Annotated in this window: 17 protein-coding genes; 7 read left to right on the top strand and 10 right to left on the bottom strand. The window is 71.0% G+C overall.

Annotated elements, in window-relative coordinates:
* Window positions 1-154: 154 nt before the first annotated feature.
* A complete protein-coding gene (locus F4560_RS06880) occupies window positions 155-703 on the top strand; it encodes a DUF1062 domain-containing protein (protein WP_184917716.1) in 549 nt (182 codons plus the stop codon).
* A gap of 67 nt (window positions 704-770) precedes the next feature.
* On the opposite strand, the gene F4560_RS06885 is transcribed toward F4560_RS06880, so the two are convergent.
* The 4 genes from F4560_RS06885 to F4560_RS06900 all read right to left on the bottom strand — a co-directional run bounded on the left by F4560_RS06885 (window position 771) and on the right by F4560_RS06900 (window position 8,071).
* Window positions 771-2,360 (bottom strand): glycoside hydrolase family 64 protein, encoded by a 1,590-nt coding sequence (locus tag F4560_RS06885; RefSeq protein WP_184917719.1) that lies wholly within the window; start codon window positions 2,358-2,360, stop codon window positions 771-773.
* 193 nt (window positions 2,361-2,553) lie between these two features.
* Entirely contained in the window at window positions 2,554-3,156 is a 603-nt protein-coding gene (locus tag F4560_RS06890; RefSeq protein WP_184917722.1) for an acetoacetate decarboxylase family protein, read from the bottom strand.
* 54 nt (window positions 3,157-3,210) lie between these two features.
* Window positions 3,211-6,864, bottom strand: a complete 3,654-nt coding sequence (locus tag F4560_RS06895; RefSeq protein ID WP_312868675.1) for a DEAD/DEAH box helicase — start codon at window positions 6,862-6,864, stop codon at window positions 3,211-3,213.
* A 79-nt stretch (window positions 6,865-6,943) separates the two neighbouring features.
* Window positions 6,944-8,071: an alkaline phosphatase family protein gene (locus tag F4560_RS06900; RefSeq protein ID WP_184917725.1), complete on the bottom strand. Its 1,128-nt coding sequence runs from the start codon at window positions 8,069-8,071 to the stop codon at window positions 6,944-6,946.
* 83 nt (window positions 8,072-8,154) lie between these two features.
* On the opposite strand from F4560_RS06900, the gene F4560_RS06905 reads away from it, so the two are divergent.
* The 5 genes from F4560_RS06905 (at window position 8,155) to F4560_RS06925 (ending at window position 14,295) form a co-directional block, all read left to right on the top strand.
* Window positions 8,155-10,482, top strand: coding sequence for a phosphoketolase family protein (locus F4560_RS06905; RefSeq protein WP_184917728.1), 2,328 nt, complete (start codon window positions 8,155-8,157; stop codon window positions 10,480-10,482).
* A 1-nt stretch (window position 10,483) separates the two neighbouring features.
* On the top strand, window positions 10,484-11,557 hold the full coding sequence (locus F4560_RS06910) for an acetate/propionate family kinase (RefSeq protein ID WP_184917730.1): 1,074 nt from the start codon (window positions 10,484-10,486) through the stop codon (window positions 11,555-11,557).
* Between the two features lie 111 nt (window positions 11,558-11,668).
* On the top strand, window positions 11,669-13,207 hold the full coding sequence (locus F4560_RS06915) for an extracellular solute-binding protein (protein WP_184917732.1): 1,539 nt from the start codon (window positions 11,669-11,671) through the stop codon (window positions 13,205-13,207).
* A gap of 82 nt (window positions 13,208-13,289) precedes the next feature.
* Window positions 13,290-14,057, top strand: a complete 768-nt coding sequence (atpB, locus tag F4560_RS06920; protein WP_184917734.1) for a F0F1 ATP synthase subunit A — start codon at window positions 13,290-13,292, stop codon at window positions 14,055-14,057.
* A 40-nt stretch (window positions 14,058-14,097) separates the two neighbouring features.
* A complete protein-coding gene (locus tag F4560_RS06925; RefSeq protein WP_184917736.1) occupies window positions 14,098-14,295 on the top strand; it encodes a hypothetical protein in 198 nt (65 codons plus the stop codon).
* Here the strand turns inward: F4560_RS06925 and F4560_RS06930 are convergent.
* Genes F4560_RS06930 through F4560_RS06940 form a run of 3 tightly spaced genes read right to left on the bottom strand, consistent with a single transcriptional unit; the run spans window position 14,213 to window position 17,983 of the window.
* Window positions 14,213-16,468: an ATP-binding protein gene (locus tag F4560_RS06930; protein WP_184917738.1), complete on the bottom strand. Its 2,256-nt coding sequence runs from the start codon at window positions 16,466-16,468 to the stop codon at window positions 14,213-14,215. The genes F4560_RS06925 and F4560_RS06930 overlap by 83 nt on opposite strands.
* A gap of 22 nt (window positions 16,469-16,490) precedes the next feature.
* Window positions 16,491-17,111 carry a TetR/AcrR family transcriptional regulator gene (locus tag F4560_RS06935; RefSeq protein WP_184917740.1) on the bottom strand — a complete coding sequence of 207 codons (621 nt, stop codon included), beginning with the start codon at window positions 17,109-17,111 and terminating at the stop codon, window positions 16,491-16,493.
* 50 nt (window positions 17,112-17,161) lie between these two features.
* Window positions 17,162-17,983, bottom strand: coding sequence for a class I SAM-dependent methyltransferase (locus F4560_RS06940; protein WP_184917742.1), 822 nt, complete (start codon window positions 17,981-17,983; stop codon window positions 17,162-17,164).
* Window positions 17,984-18,078: 95 nt separating this feature from the next.
* On the opposite strand from F4560_RS06940, the gene F4560_RS06945 reads away from it, so the two are divergent.
* Window positions 18,079-18,408: a YnfA family protein gene (locus F4560_RS06945; RefSeq protein WP_184917744.1), complete on the top strand. Its 330-nt coding sequence runs from the start codon at window positions 18,079-18,081 to the stop codon at window positions 18,406-18,408.
* On the opposite strand, the gene F4560_RS06950 is transcribed toward F4560_RS06945, so the two are convergent.
* From F4560_RS06950 to F4560_RS06960, 3 genes are all read right to left on the bottom strand, one after another.
* Window positions 18,405-19,367 (bottom strand): pirin family protein, encoded by a 963-nt coding sequence (locus tag F4560_RS06950; protein WP_184917748.1) that lies wholly within the window; start codon window positions 19,365-19,367, stop codon window positions 18,405-18,407. The two genes, F4560_RS06945 and F4560_RS06950, sit on opposite strands and share 4 nt — an antisense overlap.
* Window positions 19,368-19,425: 58 nt before the next feature.
* The gene (locus F4560_RS06955; protein ID WP_312868680.1) at window positions 19,426-20,277 is read right to left on the bottom strand and encodes a peptidoglycan-binding domain-containing protein; all 852 of its coding nucleotides are present in this window, start codon (window positions 20,275-20,277) and stop codon (window positions 19,426-19,428) included.
* A 145-nt stretch (window positions 20,278-20,422) separates the two neighbouring features.
* Window positions 20,423-20,650: a hypothetical protein gene (locus F4560_RS06960; protein WP_184917752.1), complete on the bottom strand. Its 228-nt coding sequence runs from the start codon at window positions 20,648-20,650 to the stop codon at window positions 20,423-20,425.
* Between the last annotated feature and the right edge of the window lie 71 nt (window positions 20,651-20,721).

A 20,721-nucleotide genomic window follows, 5' to 3' on the forward strand; every position in this document is an offset into this window, starting at 1 on the left:
GCGCCATTACCGTCCTGCCTGACCAAGTCGGCTAGGCGAAGGCGGGCCGTTGTACATCAAGTGAGACATCCCAAGCGCTGATCTGTAGCGCGTCGCGCATCTGCGCCGCGCTTCCTTTTGCTGCGGACTTTCTCACTGGGATCGGTGTGCTTCTGTGCTCAAAAACTGGATGGTCGTGCCCACCAGCCTGCCCCTCGTCCGCCGCCGTTGCCACGCGTGCGGGTCCGAGCGCTTCCGGGCAAGCGGCAAATTCCGCGTCAACGCGAACCACAAGCTCCTCGACGCCTGGCTCCTCGTGCTCTGCAACGCTTGCGAGGACACCGTGAAGCTCACGCTCCTGGAACGGGTGAACGTGCGTTCCGTACGGCCCGAGCTGCTGGACCGGTTGCACGCCAACGATCCTGGCCTGACAGCGGAACTGCTCCAGGACCCGGTCGTGCTGCACCGCAACCGCATCGCCCTCGACTGGGACCACGCGTGGCGCCTCGACACCGGCGGATCGGATCACCTGGACCGAGAGGTGATCGACGTTTCGGTCCGCTTCGCCGCGCGGATCCCGGTCCGGCCGGTGCGACTGATCGCTGAAGGTTGCGACCTCTCGCGGGCCGAGGTCGAAAGGCTGATCGTGGAGGGCAAAGTCGTTTCGGCGTTCCGGCTGACCGGCAAGCTCTCCGGCGACTTCACCTTCAGGCTCAAGCGCTGAGCCCTTTCGGGGCACGGGCCTGTCCGGCGAGATCCGCCGGACAGGCCCGTTGTGTTCGATTTGGAGGCTAGCCGCGACGCCACTTCTGGTTCGCGGTGCCGGCGCAGTCCCACAGTTGCAGCACCGCGTCGTTGTTCGGGTTCCAGTCCGCGATGTCCACGCACTTGTTGGCCTGCGGGTTGACGAGGTCGCCCGCCGCGGTCAGAACGAACTGCTGTGCCGGGTTGCCGCTACAGCGCGCGACCTGGATCGCCGCGCCGTTGGCGGTCGAGCCCCACGCGACGTCCATGCACATGTTGTTCTGCGTGCGGAACGTCCCGCCGGTCGACTCCCACTTCTGGTTCGTGCCGCCCGTGCAGTTCCACACGATCAGCCGCTGGCCGTCGACGAAGTTCCAGTTCGGCACGTCGACGCACTTGCCGTGCCACGCGCTCACGATGCTGCCCCCGGGCGGGGGAGGGGGAGGGCCGCCGGCGCCGAACGGGGTCAGGATGATGCCCGCCGCACGCGGGTCGCCGTCGTGCACCAACGACTCCTGCGCCTGCACGTCGTCGAACGCGAAGCCGTAAGCCTTGCCGTCCACCATGTTCTGGTGGACCAACCGCGAGTAGTGGTTGGTGATCGCGCCCTTGTAGAAGTCTGCGGGACCACCGCCCGGCTGGGTGTCGATCGTGCCGAGCGTGGAGCGGTGCAGCGCGGCGCACAGGGTGCGGGCGATCGGGCCGACCACCTGGTCGTTGGGCGCGTGCAGCGCGCCGTCGCAGCCCCACACGTTCGGTGTGGACGGCTTGGCGAACGACGCCACGTGCTGACCGGCGGAGTTGGTGAAATTCATGGTGGTGCCCGAGGTGCGGCCGAAGTAGCGCACGTCCGGGCGGTCGGTGAACGGGACCACGGTCAACGTCTTGGTGGTGTACGCGTTCCACGCCTGCGTGATGTACGGGTCCAGGTAGGCCCGGTCGAACAGGCCCGCGTCGGCCGCCTTGCCCGGTGCGAGCACGCGCAGCACCGTGCCGTCGGACCGCGTGCGGACCGTGTTCGCCCAACCGGCCTGGTTGCGCACACCGCTGATCACGTTCTCACGGCCGTTGTTGACCAGCTCGCCGGTCTTCTTCGTCACGCCGCTCGCACCCGTCACGGTGACGGCGTGCGGCACGGCGAACATGTCCACCTGGGAGCTGTTCAGCCACAGGCCCGAGTCGTTGTAGGTGAACTCGCTCCAGTCGAACAGGATGTTGTGGTTCGGGTCGCCCGAGGCCCACGGCGCGGGCTGCACCAGGCCGTCCGGCGTCAGGAAGAACTTCAGCTTCTCGCCGAACGACATGTAGACGCGGCCGGAGATGAACCGGGGGACGCGCAGGGTGACGTTGCCGCCGTTGGCCGGGCCGGCGATCGACACGTCCGGTGCGGGCACGGGCGGGTTGGCGCCGGGCGACCACGGGGTGAAGGCGCCCGCCTGGTTGACGTACCCGAGCCGGCCGTTGCGGATGTCGGTGCCCAGGACGTAGAGGTGGACGGCCTCCGAACGCCCGCTGTTGTTCGTGATGGTCATCGGCAGCAGGTCGGGGCCGATGGCCGCGGCCGGTGTGACCGCGGTTAGTGACACTGACGTGGCCAGCGCGACGAAGGCGCTCAGCCACTTCATTCGGGTGCGCATGGGTGCGACTCCTCGGTGCAGGGCAGGCTGATCCGACCTCCCGGCCGGGTTCAGGGCGGCCGTGAGGTGAGCGCGACGGACGGGCCGGTGCCGCGGACCGTCCGTGAGAGCGCTTCCACATAGGGTTGTGCTGTGGTCCAACCAATGTCAAGAGGTGAACGTGGTTTGGACCACTCCGGTCAAGCGGTGTCGATCAACGCCGACGCGGCCCGAACTTCATCCGCAGCCCGCGAATGCCGACGCTGACCAGCGGCCGGTGCGGGCGCAACCACGACAGCCGGCCGCCGGGGCTGACGCTCCAGGTCGCCCGGAGTGGTGCGACGGAACCGGTGGCACGCAACGGTGTCCGCGCCAGACCACGGCCGAACGCCTGCCACGTCGACGTCATCAGCGGCAGCCACAGCCCGAACCGCGGCGGCTCCGCGCGCACCGAGGCGATCGTGCCGTCGACATCCCGGGCGGACGCGGTGAGCCCTCGTTCCCACTCGAACTCCGCCAACTCCTTGGGAATGCCCCACAGCTCACGTCCACCGGCGCGCGAGGCCGCGCTGTCCACCCAGATCCGCGTGATCGACACCCCGAGGCGCAACCCGTGCCGCACCAGCACCGCCGCCACCAACTCCCGGTACACCATGCCGGGCGGCTGGTAGTCGACGAACGCCGTGCCCACCACGGCCCGCCCGGACAACGTCACCGGACGCACCGGCAACGGTGGCAGCGCCGTGACCGGAACCGACCACACGGACAGGCACGCGCGGCCGTGGAGCACCCACGGTTCGGGCGGATAGCTCACCATGGTCACCCATTGTCGGCCGGTGAACCGCATCCGGCCGGGTGGGTCAGCGGTGGGTCAGCGCCTTGCGCCCAACCCCCGGCGTGGACGTGCGGGCGGTGGGGTCGGGGTCTCGGTGGCGGTGTTCAGGTTCGTGTAGGCGTCGAGCCAGCCCGAGGCACGGTAGTCGCCGCGGCGGGTGAACACGGCGACGCCCGTCTCGGTCGGGTCGTCGTCCTCCGTCACCGGGTACGCGATGGTCGCGGACGTCGCGGGCGCCGTCCAGGTCCGGCCGCGCCAGGCGATCGCGGTGGCGCCGGTGCCTCCGGTGACGGTGGCCTTGTCGTCGTGCGCGGTCAGGGTGTAGTTGGTGGTTCGCTCGCGCAGCAGTGCGGTGTAGCCGGCGTGGTCGAGGACGCAGCCCGCCGGTGAGCGGCCCGGTTGCCAGTCCGGCGCGCGGACGCCGCGTGCCACGGCCGAGCGCCACAGGGCCGGGACCACGTCCTTCAGGTGAGCGCGGGTGGCCATCTCCTCGCACATCCACAGCAGCCTGCCCGCGCCACGGGTCGGCGCCAGGGCCCGCCAGCGGACGCGGTGGTCCAGGTCGGCGGCGACCACGGCGATCCACGGATGAACCGTGCCCAGCACACCCTGCGCGGCCAGCCACGCGAGGAACCTGGGCGCCTGCTCGTATACCGGGTGCAGGGTGGCCATCGGGATGCCGCCCGCCACGCGTCGACCTCTGCCCGGTTTGCCCGTTTCGAACAGGTGCGGCGAGCGTGCCGCCAGCAGCAGTGCCGCCCAGGCCAGGTCACCGGGCGCGGTGGTCGTCTGCGAGCCCAGGCCCTTGACCGACGTCGTGTTGGTGATCTGCGACGTCTTGCCGCCCGCCTTGATCACCGTGGCCACCGCCGGCCGCACCGGTTCCGGCACCGGGATGCCCGCCAGATCACGCACCGCCACCGACAGCACGAGGCTCAGCGCGTTCTCCGCCTCGTCCGGGTCGTGCGGCACGGGCAGCAGGCCGAGCGTGCGGCGCAACCGGTGCCCGGTATGGGTGGACACCATCATCCGCGCGGTCAGCCGACCCAGTTCGGTGATCGCCAACCGGCCGTCCGCCAGGGTCAGGTGCCCCTCGTCCACCAGGAACTCCGCGGCCTCCTGCACCGGTTCCAGGTCGTCGTCGCCCTGCGCGTGTGCCAGCGTCTCGACCCACCACGCCTGCGCGTCGTCCATCGTCCCGATCCGGCCTTGCAGCACCTCGGCCAGCACGTGGTCGGGCAGCGAGTCGCGGATCCGCGAGTACACCGAGTACCCGGCCACCAGCCGGGTCTGCCAGTCGGCGCGCTGCGTCTCGTCCACGATCAGGTAGGACCAGCCCTCGGTCTCACCGGCCCCGATGCGTCCCGCGCGGCCGAACATCTGGAGGACGGTGGACGTGTCGATCGGATCGCCGCCGATCGAGGCGTCCCTGATGATCACCGCGCGGGCGGGCAGGTTCACGCCGGCCGCGACGGTGGACGTGGCCACCAGCACGTCCGCCTCACGTGCTCGGAACGCCCGTTCGGCGGCGTGTTTGTGCTCGTAGTCGGCGTAGTGGAGGCGGACGCCGACGTCCGCGCACACCTTGGTCAGGCCGTCGATGTCGTCGGCGGCGACGGTGTGCACGGGCGCGCCCCGGTCGGCCGCGATCGCCATCGCGGTGGAGCGGACGTTGCGCTTGGAACCGCAGAACACGAGCACGCTGCCGCCCTCGGCGGTGTGCCGCTGGGTCAGGTCGAGCACGACCTGTTCCCGCCGGCGGTTGTTCGCGGCGAACCCGGAGGCCGCCGGGATCGTCGGCAGCTGCCACGTGACGCGGGACGGCCGCCAGGTCGTGGCCACCAGGTCCGCTTCCAGCCACTCCGCCACCTCGGCCGCGTTCGACACGGTCGCCGAGAGCCCGACGATCCGGACCGGCGAGTCGGTGCCCCGGACCCTGGCCAGCAACGCTTCCAGCAGCGCGCCGCGACCGGGGCTGCCGAGCAGGTGGATCTCGTCCACGACCAGGCAGCCGACCTCGCCGAGCGCGGCCTGGAGGGAGCCGGCGCGGCAGATCGCCTCGAACTTCTCCGTGGTGGCGACCCACAGGTCCGCCGCTTTGACCGCTTCGACGTCCACGGTGTACTCGCCGGACAGCCGTTCGACCCGGAGGCCTTGGGTGCGCCAGGTTTCCAGTTCGCGGTCGAGTTCGTCGGTGAGGGAGCGTTGCGGGACGAGCCAGGCGGCCTTGCGACCCTCGTCCAGGATGGATTTCAGCACCGCGAGCATCCCCATCGCCGTCTTGCCCGCGCCGGTCGGTGCGGTGATCAGCAGGTGGGAGTCGCCGTCCACCAGGTGGGGTGCGGCCTGCGCCTGCGCGGGGTTGAGCACGGGGAACGGCAGGAACCTGGCCCAGTCGGCCGGGACGAAGCGGGTGACCGGCACCGGATCGGGGACGTCGGCGGGGTCGACCGGTTCGTGCAGGTCCCACAGCATCTCGAAGGCCAGTCGAGCGGCCCGCGCACCGTCCCCGACCACCTCCTCGCACCGCTCCGGCACCACCCCGCCGACGTCGGACAGCCAGGCCGACGCGGCGCTGGTGGTCACTTCTTCCTGCTCAAGCCAGTGCCGAACCGTCCGGAACGGCACCCCGGCCTGATCAAGGCGTGCGCGCAGCCTGTCGAACCCGGCGCGATCAGGCATCACCACCCGCGCGTCCACGCCGGGCGGCAGGTCGGGCACGTCCAACGCCGGGTCCACGGTCTTGCACCACCACACGGGCCGCGACTCCAGCGCCGCCAACGCCGGTGGCAACACAGGAGCGCCCGCCGTACGAGTGGACGGCGCGACCTCCGAACCGCTGAGGATCGACCTGATCCGTGCCGCCATCGCCACGGTCGACACCCGCCGCACCGCGCGCGCCGGCACCACCCCAGCCGCAGCCGCCCCGGGCACGACTTCAGTGTCCGCCGTACCGGCTGCCGACATCGACTCGCGCTCCGGCACAGGCACCGCCGGCGTCGGATCCGACGCCGGCGACAAGTCCCGCTCAGCTTCGGGGGTGACTGCCTCGGTGCCGGTGCCGGTGCCGGTGCCGGTGTCGGCGGTGCCGGGTGCGGTGCCGGTGCTGGGTGCGGTGCCGGTTGTGCCGGCGGTGGTGCCGGTGGCGGTGGCGGTGGTGGCGGTGGCGGTGCCGGGTGCGGGGCGGGAGCGAGGCTTGTTGCGGGTCGGCGGATCTTGGCGCGGCTCCTGGGCGGGGCTCTGGGGCGGGCGCTCGGGCTGGTCTGGTCGCTGGAGCTGGCTTTGCGGCCGGCTCTGGGCCGGTTTCGCGGCCGGCGGGCGGACTGGGCGGGAGTTGCGGGCCAGGGCTTCCAGCTGGGCGTCCTCGGCCAGCCGACGGCTCACCGCGTCGGGCCGCAGCTCACCCAGCACCGACCGCTGCGAGAGCTTCAACTCCCGCAGCGTGAACGACGCCGGGCACGTGGGACACACGACGGCGGCTTGCAACTGCTGCCGACCACGGTCCGGATGAGCCCGGTACAGCCCGTGCAGCTCACCCTCGCAGGTCGGGCACCGCCGGTCGACGGGCACAGGCGACAGCTGCCAGCCCGGCTCCGCGTACCGCGCGATCGCGGGCTCCGGGCGGACGCCCCACCGGGCTTCCGCGACCCCGGCGACCGACGTGTCCACGACGGGCGCGCCGTGCTCCACTCATCGCCTCCGTCCCGGTCGCCGGCCGTCGACCCCACTCGGCGGGGCCGACACGTGATGCTATGCGGAAGACGGCAGATCAGGTGGCCACCAGCACCGGGATGTGCTGCTCCTCCTCCGTCAACGACCCGTGGTGGCCCACGAACGTGGTGGCGTTCGGCTCGACCGTCGAACGCACCAACGCCAGCGAACCCTTCGCCGCCACCACCAGGTCACCGATCCGCGGCAGCACGTAGTCCGCCACGCGAGGCCCGAACCAGCCGGCCGCCACCGCCTCCGCACGCGACGCCACCCACGCCCGGTCACCCAGGCGCTCGGTCCACCTGCCCCGCACGCCATCCGCGTCCGACGTGTAGACGTGCCGGATCCGCGGCTCACCACCGAGCACCCGCACCCCGTCCTGCAACCCGGCGTCCGTGTCGAAATCCACCCGGTCGTCCGCCGGCACCATCCCGTGATCGGCCGTCACCACCAACGCACCCCCGTGCGGCAACCCGTCCGCCAACGCCGCCGCCAACCGGTCGACGAACCGCAGCTGCCACCGCCACGGATCACTCCCGGTCCCGTACACGTGCCCGAGCGCGTCGAGATCACCGTGGTACGCGTAGCAGAGCACCCGATCTTCCGACCGCATCGCCTCCGCCACCCGCGCCACCAGGTCACCGAACCCCAGCACCGCCTGGAACCGCCCACCCCGCAACGCCGCCCGCGACAGCCCGCTGTCCTTCTGCTCCCGAGGCAGCACGAGCCGCACCGCCACCCCCGCGTCCGACGCCGCCTCGAACGCCGTCCGCCGGGGCTGCACCTCCTCCGGCACCAGCACCGACCGCAGGTCGACGTGCTCCGGCACCCCGTACCGCGTCCACCGCAAGGCGTTCAACACCTCGGCGCCGTCCTCGAACGAGTACCCGACCAACCCGTGCTCGCCGGTCGGCAAGCCGGTGCCCAACGCCGCCAGGCTGCTCGCCGTGGTCGACGGGAACCCGGCCGTGATCGGCGAACCGACCAACGACGCCAGGAACGGCGCGTCCGAGGAGTACTCCCGCAGCAACCGCCACCCGAGACCGTCCACGAGCAGCACGCACACCCGCGACGAACCGGAGATGCCCAGCACGTCCACCATCCCCGGCACCCCCAGCCCGGCGAGCAACGACGGCACGACGTCAGCGAGCGAACCGCCCCCGTACCGGGGGACCAGCGGATCCATGGAACCCGACCCTAGTCCGCACGATGGGGACACCTGAACGGTTCGAGTTTCGGGTCGCGGTGATCAGAGCTAGCGTCGGGTGCATGGCGTCGACCGCGACGGACGATCTCGACCTGCTGGACGCCTACTGGCGTGCGGCGAACTACCTGTCCGTCGGGCAGATCTACCTGCTCGACAACCCGCTGCTGCGCGAACCGCTGCGTCCCGAGCACGTCAAGCCACGCCTGCTCGGCCACTGGGGCACCACCCCCGGCCTCAACCTGGTCTACGCGCACATGAACCGCGTGATCCGGCAACGCGACCTGAACGCCCTGTACGTCACCGGCCCTGGTCACGGCGGTCCCGGCCTGGTCGCGAACGCCTACCTGGAGGGCACCTACAGCGAGGTGTACTCCGGCATCGGCGAAGACGTCGACGGCCTGCGCGCGCTGTTCCGCCAGTTCTCGTTCCCCGGCGGCATCCCCAGCCACGTCGCACCCGAGACACCCGGCTCGATCCACGAGGGCGGCGAACTCGGCTACGCCCTCCTGCACGCCTACGGCGCGGTGTTCGACAACCCGGACCTGCTGGCGGTGTGCGTGGTCGGGGACGGTGAGGCGGAGACCGGGCCGCTGGCCGCGAGCTGGCACTCGAACAAGTTCCTCGACCCGGTCCGTGACGGCGTGGTGCTGCCCGTGCTGCACCTGAACGGCTACAAGATCGCCAACCCGACGGTGCTGGCGCGCATCCCGGACGACGAGCTGGCGTCGTTGCTGCGCGGCTACGGCCACACGCCGCACTTCGTCGTCGGTGACGAGCCGAAGGCCGTGCACGACCAGCTGGCGTCCACTTTGGACCGGGTGCTGGACGACATCGCCGAGATGCAGTCGGCGAAGCGACGCCCGCCGTGGCCGATGATCGTGCTGCGCACCCCGAAAGGCTGGACCGGTCCCAAAGAGGTGGACGGCCGACCGGTCGAGGGCACGTTCCACTCGCACCAGGTGCCGCTCGCCGGCACCCGCACCGACGCCGGGCACCGCGCCCGGCTGGAGGAGTGGATGCGAAGCTACCGCCCCGAGGAGCTGTTCGACGACAACGGCCGGCTGATGCCCGAACTGCGTGCCCTCGCGCCCACCGGCGACCGGCGGATGAGCGCCAACCCGCACACCAACGGCGGCCGGCTGCTGCGCGACCTGCGGATGCCCGACTTCCGCGACCACGCCGTGACCGTCGACCGGCCCGCCGCCGGGAGCAGTGAGGCCACGAAGGTGCTCGGCGCGTTCCTGCGGGACGTGGTGCGCCTCAACCCGGACAACTTCCTGATCATGGGCCCGGACGAGGTGGCGTCCAACCGGCTGTCCGAGGTGTTCGACGTGACCGGCCGCAAGTGGCAGGCGGCGACCGTCCCCGGTGACGACCACCTCGCGCCGCAAGGCCGGGTGCTCGAAGTGCTGTCCGAGCACCTGTGCCAGGGCTGGTTGGAGGGCTACCTGCTGACCGGCAGGCACGGCCTGTTCACCAGCTACGAGGCGTTCATCCACATCGTCGACTCGATGCTCAACCAGCACGCGAAGTGGCTCAAGACGACCCGGGTGATCCCGTGGCGCGCGCCGCTCGCGTCGCTGAACTACCTGCTGTCGTCGCACGTGTGGCGGCAGGACCACAACGGGTTCAGCCACCAGGACCCGGGCTTCCTCGACCACGTGGTCAACAAGAAGGCCGAGATCGTCCGCGTGTACCTGCCGCCGGACACCAACACACTGCTGTCGGTCGCCGACCACTGCCTCCGCAGCCGGCACTACGTCAACGTGATCGTGGCGGGCAAGCAACCCGCGCTCACCTACCTGGACATGCCCGACGCGATCGCGCACTGCACCCGCGGCCTGGGCATCTGGGACTGGGCGGGCACCACGGAGGGCGAGCCGGACGTGGTGCTGGCGTGCGCGGGCGACATCCCGACGCTGGAGACCCTGGCCGCCGCCAAGCTGCTGCGCGAACACCTGCCGGAGCTGAAGGTGCGCGTCGTCAACGTCGTGGACCTGATGCGCCTGCAGCCGGACACCGAGCACCCGCACGGCCTGTCCGACCGTGATTTCGACGCCCTGTTCACCACCGACAAGCCGGTGATCTTCGCCTTCCACGGCTACCCGTGGCTCATCCACCGCCTCACGTACCGCCGCACGAACCACGCCAACCTGCACGTGCGCGGCTACAAGGAGGAAGGCACCACGACCACCCCTTTCGACATGGTGATGCTCAACGACCTGGACCGGTTCCACCTGGTCATGGACGTGATCGACCGGGTGCCGTCGCTGGGCGGCGCGGCGGCGTCCCTGCGGCAGCGCATGTCGGACGCCCGGCTGTCCGCACGCCAGCACACCCGCGAGCACGGCGAGGACGATCCGGCGATCGCCGACTGGACGTGGCGCTGAGGTGCGGGTCCTGGTGGTCAACGCGGGCTCGTCCAGCCTGAAGCTGCGGCTGCTGGCGGCCGACGACGAAGTGGAGCGCACCGCCGACGTCGAACCCGACCCCGCACGGCTCGGTGACGTCCTGGAGGACTGGCCCGCGCCGGACGCCATCGGCCACCGAGTGGTGCACGGCGGCACCCGGTTCACCGACCCGGTCGTGATCGACGACCTCGTCCGCCGGGCGCTGGTGGACCTGACGTCGCTCGCGCCGCTGCACCAGCCGAAGTCGTTGGCCGGCCTGGACGCGGTGCACAAGCTGCTGCCGGACGTCCCGGCGGTCGCGTGCTTCGACACCGCGTTCCACACCACCATCCCGGCCGCGGCTGCGACGTACGCGGTGCCCAAGGAGTGGCGGGAGCGTTACGCCATCCGCCGGTACGGGTTCCACGGTCTCTCCCACGCCTACTGCGCACGTCGAGTGGCCGAGCTGTGCGCGCCGAAGCGGCTCGTCACCTGCCACTTGGGCGCGGGCGCGTCCCTGGCCGCGATCGCCGACGGCCGGAGCGTCGACACCACCATGGGTTTCACGCCGCTGGAGGGCCTGGTCATGGCGACCAGGTCGGGCACGGTCGACCCTGGTCTGGTGCTCTGGCTGGAGGAGCACGAGAACCTGTCGCCGCACGAGGTCGCGACCGCGTTGGAGGAACGGTCGGGCCTCACCGCGTTGGCCGGCACCGCTGACATGCGCGAGATCGACGCCCGTGCGGCGGAAGGCGACCGCGATGCCGTGCTGGCGCTGGACGTCTACACGCATCGGCTGGTCGCGGGCGTCGCCGCGATGGCTGCCGCGTTGGGCGGTCTGGACGTGCTCGCGTTCACCGGCGGCGTCGGCGAGAAGTCGGTCACGGTGCGCCGCCGTGCCGCCGAACGCCTGGGCTTCCTCGGAGTCGCCGTCGACAACGACCGCAACGAGCAGGTCGACGGCGACACCGACATCAGCGGCCCGCACGCCACCACCCGGACCCTCGTCGTCACCGCCCGGGAAGACCTGGAGATCGCGCACGGCACGCGCGCCGCGTTGCGCGACGGCGACTGATCTTCCGCAACAGTGCGGCTTCCGTGCGCCGCATGTGGCCGTTGGGCGGATTGACACACCCGGTGAAACCGGCGTTACTTGGCTCGTCGCGTAATGCGAAGGGGTGGGGGAATGTCGGAGCCCGGGGGACACTGGAGTCCCCGTTTTCGTGTTGTCCTGATCGGGGTAATCCTGCTGGTCGGCATCGCCGTGACCATGGTGTCCACCCTCTTGTTCACGGAGTTGGAGAAGTCGTGGACGCCCGGCTCCGTGGCGCGGGCCGTGCTCGGTGCGATGTTGGCGCTGTTCTCCGGCGTCTACGTGAACCTCATGCTGGCGGTGATCGTCAGGGTGTGGCGCCGGCCCGAGCCGACGGAACTCCGGCTGGGTGACGCGGTCAGCAATCTCGGGACAGCGCTGCGGCAACCGCTGAGGCGGGTCGGGATCGTGCTGACCGTCGTCGCCATCGTCGTGGTGGGCCTGGTCCTGCGCCCGCCGGACGCCGGCCCGGAGCCGGGCGGACTGGTCATCATGACGGCGTTCAACGAGAGCGCCAACGACCCGCGGACGATCCTCTTCGAGCAGTGGAACCAGGCGAACCCGGACAACCAGCTCGAAGTCGTCCCCGTGTCCGGCGAGCCGGACCAGCAGAACGAGCGGATGGTCAACGACGCGAAGCCGGGTGGCGCCAACCGCGCCGACGTCTACCTGCTGGACGTCGTGTGGACGGCGCAATTCGCGGAACTCGAGTACATCCGGGAACTCGACCGGTCGGCCGTGGCGGGTGATTTCGTGCCCCGGATCCTCGACACCTGCACCTATGAAGAGAAGTTGTGGGCCGTGCCGTTCAACACCGACGTCGGAATGCTGTTCTACCGCGACGACTTGACCGCCGCGCCGAAGAACTGGGACGACTACTTCGGCCGTGCCGCGGCGGACGCGGCCAGGGCAGCCGGTGTGGAGGCGGCGAACGCGGCGTCGCTGGACGATGAGGAGATCCTCACCGTCGTCGCGTTGGAGGCCATGTGGGCGGCCGGCGGCGAGGCGTTCGGCCGTGACGGCGAAGTCGCGCGGAACGCGGACGAGAGCGCCGTCGAACTCGGGCCGGCCGACCTGACCGGCATCGAGCGCCTGGTCGCGGCGTCCCGCGACCCCGACATCGTGCTGGACGAGGCTCGGACGACCACGGACAACGCGGCGGTCGGCGCGTTCGCCGACGGGCGGTCGTTGTACATGCGCAACTGGCCGGTCGCGTACGACAAACTGCTCGACCGCGTCGAGTTCGGGGTCGTCGCACCGCCCACGGCGAGCGTCCTCGGCGGGCAGAACCTGGCCATCAGCGCGTCCACGGACAAACCGCGCGCCGCGCGGGCGTTGATCGAGTTCCTGACCAGCGCGTCCAGCCAGCTGATCCTGTCCGAGCTGGGCGGGTTCGCGCCGACCAGGCAGTCCGCGTACGACAACAGCAAGCGTGCCGACATCCAGCAGATCCGCACCGCTCTGAACGACGCTCGCCTTCGCCCGCGCACGCCGAACTACGTGGAGTTCAGCCGGGTGTTCCGCGAGGGCATCGCATACGCGCTCACCGACCCGAAGGGTCAGTTGCCGCCGGACCTCTTGGAGCGGCTGGCGGAGATCCTGGACAAGCCGGTCACGCAACCCACCCGCTGATCGGCTTTCCGGGTTCATCCCGGTGTTCACGATCACCGTCGTCAGATAGGGTCGACCTCAAGACCTTGGACGGGGGGCGCCCATGGCCGACAACACTTTCACGCCGCCGGGTCCGGCGGAGTTCTTCCCGCCGGCGATCTTCGGCGGAGTGACCAAACCGATGATCCTCGTGGTGCTGTCGGTGGTGATCATCGCGGCGTTCTTCCTGATCACGAGCCGGAAACTCAAGCTGGTGCCGGGCAAGTGGCAGTTCGCCGCCGAGTCGGTCTACGACTTCGGCCGCAACTCGATCGCCCGCGAGCAGATCGGCGCGAAGGACTTCCAGCCGTACGTGCCGCTTGTGCTGTCCCTGTTCACCTTCGTCCTGGTGAACAACCTCTTCGGCATCGTGCCGCTGGTGCAGTTCCCGACCATGGCGCACATCGGCTTCCCCGCGGCGGTCGCGCTGCTGGTCGTGTTCCCGGTGTACCACTTCGTCGGGATCAGGCGGCACGGCCTCGTCGGCTACCTGCGCAACCAGTTCATCATCCCGGACGTGCCGAAACCGGTGCTGTGGCTGCTGCTCATCCCCACCGAGGTCATCCTCAAGTTCTTCTTCGACCCGGTGAACCTGGCGATCCGGGTGTTCGCGGCGATGTTCGCGGGGCACCTGCTGGTGTTGGTGTTCGTACTCGGCGGCGAGTTCCTGCTCCTGGAAGGCGCCCCGCTGCTGAAACCGCTGGCCGCGGTCAGCTTCGCGCTGGCGATCGGCATCACCGCGCTGGAAGCGCTGATCCAGGTGCTCCAGGCGTACATCTTCGCCACCCTGAGCGCCCACTTCATCGGCCGCGCCCTGGCCGCCCACCACTGAACCGGTGCCATGATGGTGGCCCGGAGCAGGGGAGGCCGCCATGCCACACCGTCACGACGACATTGAAGCGAAGCTCCCGGACGTGACCACCATCCCGCTGGACGCCCTGGCCGCGCTCTCGACGGAGCAGCTGTCCGAGGCTTTGCGGCTGGTGGTCAGCCGGGCGCTGTCGGATGCGGAGATCCAGGTGCAGGTCCAGGACGACTGGCCGCCGGAGGAGTCCGAACCTCGGCGGTGAGGGCGGCGAGGTCCCGCCTCGTGCGGTCGGCAACGGCACCCGCGCTGACCGCCGGCAGCGCTTCGAAGACCCGCAGCGCCTCCGCCCAGCACACGACGGCGTCGTCGTCCCGTCCCATCTCCCGGTAGGTCGCGCCGAGTTCCTTCAGCACCTGGCCGACGCTGGGCAGCGAGCCGAACGCCCGGAACGTCCGCAGCGCCTCCAGGTGGCAGCTCACCGCCTCGGTCAGCCGGTCGGCGACCCGGTAGGTCACCGCCAGCGTCGCCATCGTCAGGGCATTGCCGTGAGGATCTGCCACCGCCTCGGTGATGCGCAGGTTGCGCCGGTGGCACTCGATCGCCTCGCTCACCCTGCCCATCTCCCGGTAGGTGACGCCGAGTTGGTCGAGCACGCGCCCTTCGAGCAGTGGACCGAGTTCCCGGCACAGCACCAGGCACTCCAGGTGCAGCGCCGCCGCCTGGTCGAGGTCGCGCAGCCGCCGGTGCAGCACCGCCATGTTGTGCAACGCGCCGAGTTGCCCCTTCGGGTCGCCGGCTTCCCGGAACAGGTCACGCGCCCACGTGTGGCAGGCCATCGCCCACCGCGACCTTCCCGTGTGCCGGAACATCACGCCGAGCCGGTTGAGCGCCTCGGCGAACCCGACCCGGTCGCCCAACCGCCGGAAGAGCGGCAGGGCCGCGCGGAAACAGGCCATCGCGACCTCGGTGCGCAGTAGCTGGCCGTGTGCCAGGCCGAGCTTGACCAGCAGCGTCGCCTCGGCCTCCCGGTCGCCGGCTCCACGGGCGGCCGACAGGGCCAGCTCGTGGGTGGAGATCCACTCGGTCCACAGCTTGCGCAGGTCGAAGTACATGGTGAGGGCTCTGGTGAGGGCGACCACGTGCCCCGGGTGCCCTGCGGTGTGGGCGAGGTCGATCACGGGAACCAGGTTGGCGCGTTCGGCGTCGACCGCGCGCACCGCCTCGGTGCCCACCCTCACCTCGCCGTGGCTGTCGCCGGCTGCCGTCACCGTGGCGAGGTAGTGGTCGAGCATCCGGACGATCGTCCGGTCGTGATCGGGATCCTCGGCCGCCTTCTCCGCCGCGTACAGCTTGACCAGGTCGTGCATCCGCCAGCGATCCGCTGACTGGCCGGGTTGCACCAGGTGGGCGGCACGCAGGCGGCGGATGAGCCGCAACGCGGTCGTGCGGTCGGTGTCGGCGATCGCGGCGATGGTGTCGAGGCCGACGTCCGGTCCCGGGTCGAGCGCGGTCAGGCGCAGCAGTCTTGCCTGGTCCGGGTCGAGGTGGGCGTAGGACAGGTCGAACGCGGCGCGCACGGCGAGGCTCCCGTCGAAGTTCAACTCCCGCAGGCGATGCCGGCCATCGGCCAACGCCTCGGCGAGGTCGGCGACCGACCGCTCCGGGTCTGCCACCAGCAGCGCTGCGGCCACTCTGACCGCCAACGGCAACCCGCCGCACAGCTGCGCGACCCGCTCGCACTCCACAGGATTATCCGCCGCGCGGGTGTCATCGGGGTTGCTGATGTCCAGCACGGCGGCGAGCATCCGCACCGCGTCCGGCACGTCCAACACGTCGAGGTCCAGCAGGCGGGTGTGGTCGAGGCCGGCCATCCGATGTCGGCTCGTGATCAGCACCTGGTGCCGGGAGTCGCCGGGCAGCAGCGGGACGACCTGGTCGGGGTCGGACACGTTGTCCGCCACCACCAGCATCCGCTCACGGTCGGCGAGCAGCGATCGCCACAGCCGCGCCCGGTCCTCCACCTCCGGCGGGATGTGCTCGTCGGCCACACCCAGCGCGCCGAGCAGCCCGGCCAACGCGGTAGACGCGGTGAGCCGCTGGTTGGCCTGGTCATAGCCGCGCAGGTTGGTCATCACCACCCCGCCGGGGAACCACCCGGCGGCGACCGCCTGACGGGCCGCGCACACCGCGAGCGCGGTCTTGCCGACCCCGGGCAGCCCGCCGACGGACCACACCAGCACGGCCTCCGACCCGCCCGGCTCCAGTGCGGCGGTCAGTCGGGCCAGCTCATTCTCACGTCCCACGAACACGGCCGGTGGTGGCAGGCCGGCGACCGCGGTCGGCCGGGCCTCCGGCGGGATCACGGTCGCGCTGCCGGCCTGCACCACGTTCCCGACGACCCGCCCGACCACGACGTTGCGCACCGAGTCGGTCACAGCACCAGGTTTACCAGCACCCCTACCGCGGCGTGATGCCGTTCAACACGGTCGCCACCAACTTCTCCACGTAACCCGGCGGCACCTCGGCGGGCGTCGTCGTGCCGCGGTAGAGGCGGGGGAGGAGGAGTTCGTGGCAGGCGCCGATGACCAGCGTGGCCACCGCGTCGGGATCGGTGTCCGCGCCGACCCGCCCCTGCTCCTGCTCGACGCGCAGGTAGTCGGCGAGTGCCGCGTGCAGCCCGCGTCCGTCGGCCGTCGGGTTCGGCAGCGCTTCGAACCGGGCGAACACCTCCGGCTGACCCACCAGACCGGCGAACGCGGGCAGGAACGCGGCGTGCACGGCCAACGCGTGCGTGACGAACGCTTGCAGGTTCTCCGCGAGCGTGCCGTCCGCCGCCGGCCGTCCGACCCGCTGCTCCACCGCGCGGACGTGTGCGTGCAGGGCGAGCGCGAGCAGCTCTTCCTTGTCCGCGAAGTGGTTGTAGAGCACGCCGACCGCCACGTCCGCCGCACGGGCGATGTCGCGGACGGTGAGCCCGGCCGTGCCGCGGTCGGCGATGAGGCGCGTGGCCGCGGCGATCAGGTGGTCGCGCAGGCTCACGTCGCCGTCACGCAGTGCTGCTGCTCGTCGCGGTGCCATCGCGTCGCATCGTAGGCGGTGCGCCGCGCCGGCGACCGTCCGCGGTTACGTCAGGCCGTCGCTGTGACGAGTCGGGCGGTGCCGCGCAGCCGCACCGCGTCCGCGTCGGCGTACGGGGTCAGGGCGTGCGCGACGGACTCCCGGATCTGGTCCTCAGTGGACAGTGAGGCGTCGCGCAGCGCGAACCGGACCGGCCCCCAGCCCATGATGAACTCCGTGGCGTCGGCGACGTCCCGGCCCCACACCCCTTCCGTCTCCACCGCCTCGGCCTTGACGTCGGTGAACCCGGCGGCGGTGAGCACGCGGTCGATCACGTCCGGGTCGGACAGCGACAACGGCCCCGAGCCGGTGGGCGGCCGCCCTGCGCCCGAGGTGGCGAACACCGGGGCGAACACGTGGGCCAGTTGGCCAAGGTCGCGCATCGACAGGAACGCCAGCCTCCCGCCGGGCCGGAGCGCGCTCCGGATGTTGCCGAACGCCGCGACCGGGTCGGCGAAGAACATGATCCCGAACCTGCTCAGCGCGACGTCGAACGTGTGCGGCGGCAACGGGAAGACCTGAGCGTCACCCTGCTCGAACGCGACGTTGTCGACGTCTTCCGCCACGGCGGACGCCCGTGCGCGGGCCAGCATCGGGCCGGACAGGTCGAGGCCGGTCGCGTGCGCGGCACGCCGGGCCGCCAGCCGGGTCACCTGCCCGTTGCCGCAGCCGACGTCGAGCACCCGGTCCTGCGGCCCGATACCGGCGGCGGTCAGCAGCATGTCGTTGAAACCGCTGTTCACGGCGTCGTAGCGGGTCTGGTTGTCGGCCCAGTGGCCGCCTTCGTACCCGTTCCAAGCCTCGGCCTGATGGGTGTTGACGATGTCCGGCACGGCTCGCCCCTCTCGTTGTGAACGTGTGTTCATGAACGACTGTTCACGGCAACGCCGGGTCTTGTCAAGTGGCCCGAGGGTTTATCGTCGCGATCATGACCGTGGTCCGCTCGCTGTTGTTGTTCGCGCTGGCCGCGCTCGCCGAGATCGGTGGCGCCTGGCTCGTCTGGCAGGGCGTGCGCGAGCACCGCGGCCTGCTGTGGATCGGCGCGGGCGTGGTGTCGCTCGGCCTGTACGGGTTCGTGGCCACGCTGCAGCCCGACGCGCACTTCGGCCGGATCCTGGCCGCGTACGGCGGGATCTTCGTGGCCGGATCGCTCGCCTGGGGCGTGGTCGTGGACAAGTTCCAGCCCGACCGGTGGGACTACGTCGGCGCGGCGATCTGCCTGGTCGGCGTGGCTGTGATCATGTACGCGCCCCGTTAGGGCCTGGTGCGCGGCCGGAGGCGGGCGGTCGGCATGGGTGGTGCGGGCAGGCGGTCACCGGCGTAGCCCCCGACCCGGCCGAACCGCTCCGACTCCTGCTGCCACTGCTCGCGGTACCGGACGATCTCGTCGTGGCTTCGGCCGACGAAGTTCCACCACATCACCAGGTCCTCGCCGAGCGGCTCACCGCCCAAAAGGATCACCCGTGCGGGTGTGTCGGCGACGTTGACCAGGCGCAACCCGGCCGTGCCGACACCGACGTGACCGAGCGTGCCGCGGGCCAGCGGCGTGCCCGCCAGCTCCACCGCGCCGACGTCGACCAGCACACCGTGCTCGAACGCGGTGTCCACGTCGAGCGTCAGCCGTGCGCCGGGTTCGAGCAGGATTTCGGCGCCCAGCAACGGCGTGAAGGTGCGCACCGGTGACGTCTCGCCCGCGACCGTGCCGAGGAACACCCGCGCCGTCGCGCCGTCCAACGTCACCACGCCGGGCACGTAGTGCTCGAACGCGGGCGGCGTGTCGCGGTGGGCGTCGGGCAGCGCGATCCACAACTGCACGCCGTGCAACACGGTCGTGGTCGCGGTCGACACCTCCGAGTGGCAGATGCCGTGACCGGCGGTCATCAGGTTCAGCTCGCCCGGCCGCACCATCGCGTGCGTGCCCAGGCTGTCGCGGTGCTCGATCTCGCCGCTGAACAGCCAGCTCGCGGTCTGGAGACCGGTGTGCGGGTGCGGCGCGACGTCCATGCCGCCGCTGACCGAGACGTCGTCGGGCCCGTAGTGGTCGGCGAAGCACCACGCGCCGATCATGGAGCGCTGACGCCTCGGCAGCGTGCGCCGCACGGTCATCGCCCGCGGCCCGCCCAGCGGGACGTCCCGCGGTTCCAGCACCTCGACCGCCGCGACGCCGGACGTGTTCTCGCAGATCAGCTCGGACGGGTCCGTTTCCACGTTGCTCATCGCGACCCCGATCGAACGGCCATCGGGCCATCGTAGGGCCCGGTGGCGGTGATCCGCGCTAGCGGAAACGGAGGTATTCCTCCCACGTCCGCTTCGGCGTGACCACCGGCCCGTCGTCGGGCGCGCGGTTGGCCAGGCCGTTGAAGCCGAGGTAGTAGTCGCCCGACTGGTGCTGGGCGCCGGACGACTGGTCCGGGTCGCCGAGCGCGATGGCGTGGATGTGGTAGCCCCAGTCGCCCTGCGCCGGCGTGCGGACCCAGGCCGCGAAACCGACCTGCCGCAGCGCCCTCGCCACCGCGGTCCGGGTGGTCGCCGTCATGCCCGACACGGAGATGTCCAGCGCGCCGCCGCCGTCGTGCGTGCCGGCCGAACCGGGCACGCCGCCGGGGTTGTAGGAGCCCTGGGTGACGCCCAGAGACCGGCCGAGCAGGCGTTCCGCTTCGACCAGCATCGCCTTGGTCCGGGTGTTCATCAGCGCGTTGTGGTAGGTGACCCGGCTGCCCGCCGACACCGGCCGGACGACGCTGTACCTCGTCTCGCCGAGCAGGCGCAACGAGGTGGGTCCGGGCAGGCCGGAGGCGTCGATCCCGGTGTAGCCGAGGGACCGCTGGTACGCCGCGTAGGCGTCGATGGTCCTGGTGCCGAAGTGCCCGTCCACGTACGTGGACGCCAGGAAGTTCTTCGCGTCCAGGGCCTGCTCGACCCGCAGCACGCTGTCCCCGCTGCCCGGCGTGATGGCCGAGTCGGCGCGGCGCGGGTCGATCTGCGCGGCCTTGAGCACGGCCTCCATGTCGACCGTGGGCAGTGCGACGGCCTGCGGTGGAGCCTGTGGCGCGGCGGTCGCGGGGGCGGCGAGGCCGACCGACCCGATCAGCACCAAGGCCAGTGCGGCGATCCTGACGTTGACCACGTCCACCTCCGGTCGACACCCGACGAACCGAGGTCAGTCAAGCGCGAACCGGCCGTTTCTGGCAATGGTTTACTGCGGATGCTCGTAGTTGGTTAGAGATTGACGCGCACTCGGCGGGCTCGGGTCGGCGGTTCGGGTCAGCGGGTCAGCGGTTCGACGACGGGAACCGGTTGCCGGCGCTGCCGAGGGCGACCAGGTCGGTGTACTGGTCCTGCCACGACCGCTCGGTGGCCAGCAGGTCGGCCAGCCGCTGCACCCAGGTCGCGTCGAGCGGCGGCGTCGCCCCGGCCAGGTGGCGGGCGGTCTCGTCACGCGCTTTGAGCCAGCCGGCCAGCGTGGGCGCGAGCGCCGGTCCACCCTCTTGTTCCGCCATACCGGAACCGTACTTCGTGTGCGGGGGGACCGGGGAGTAGAGTCTCCCTGGTTGGGGCACGAGCTGTCGGC

The sequence above is a fragment of the Saccharothrix ecbatanensis genome, from assembly GCF_014205015.1.
In the GTDB taxonomy this organism is placed as follows: Bacteria; Actinomycetota; Actinomycetes; order Mycobacteriales; family Pseudonocardiaceae; genus Actinosynnema; species Actinosynnema ecbatanense.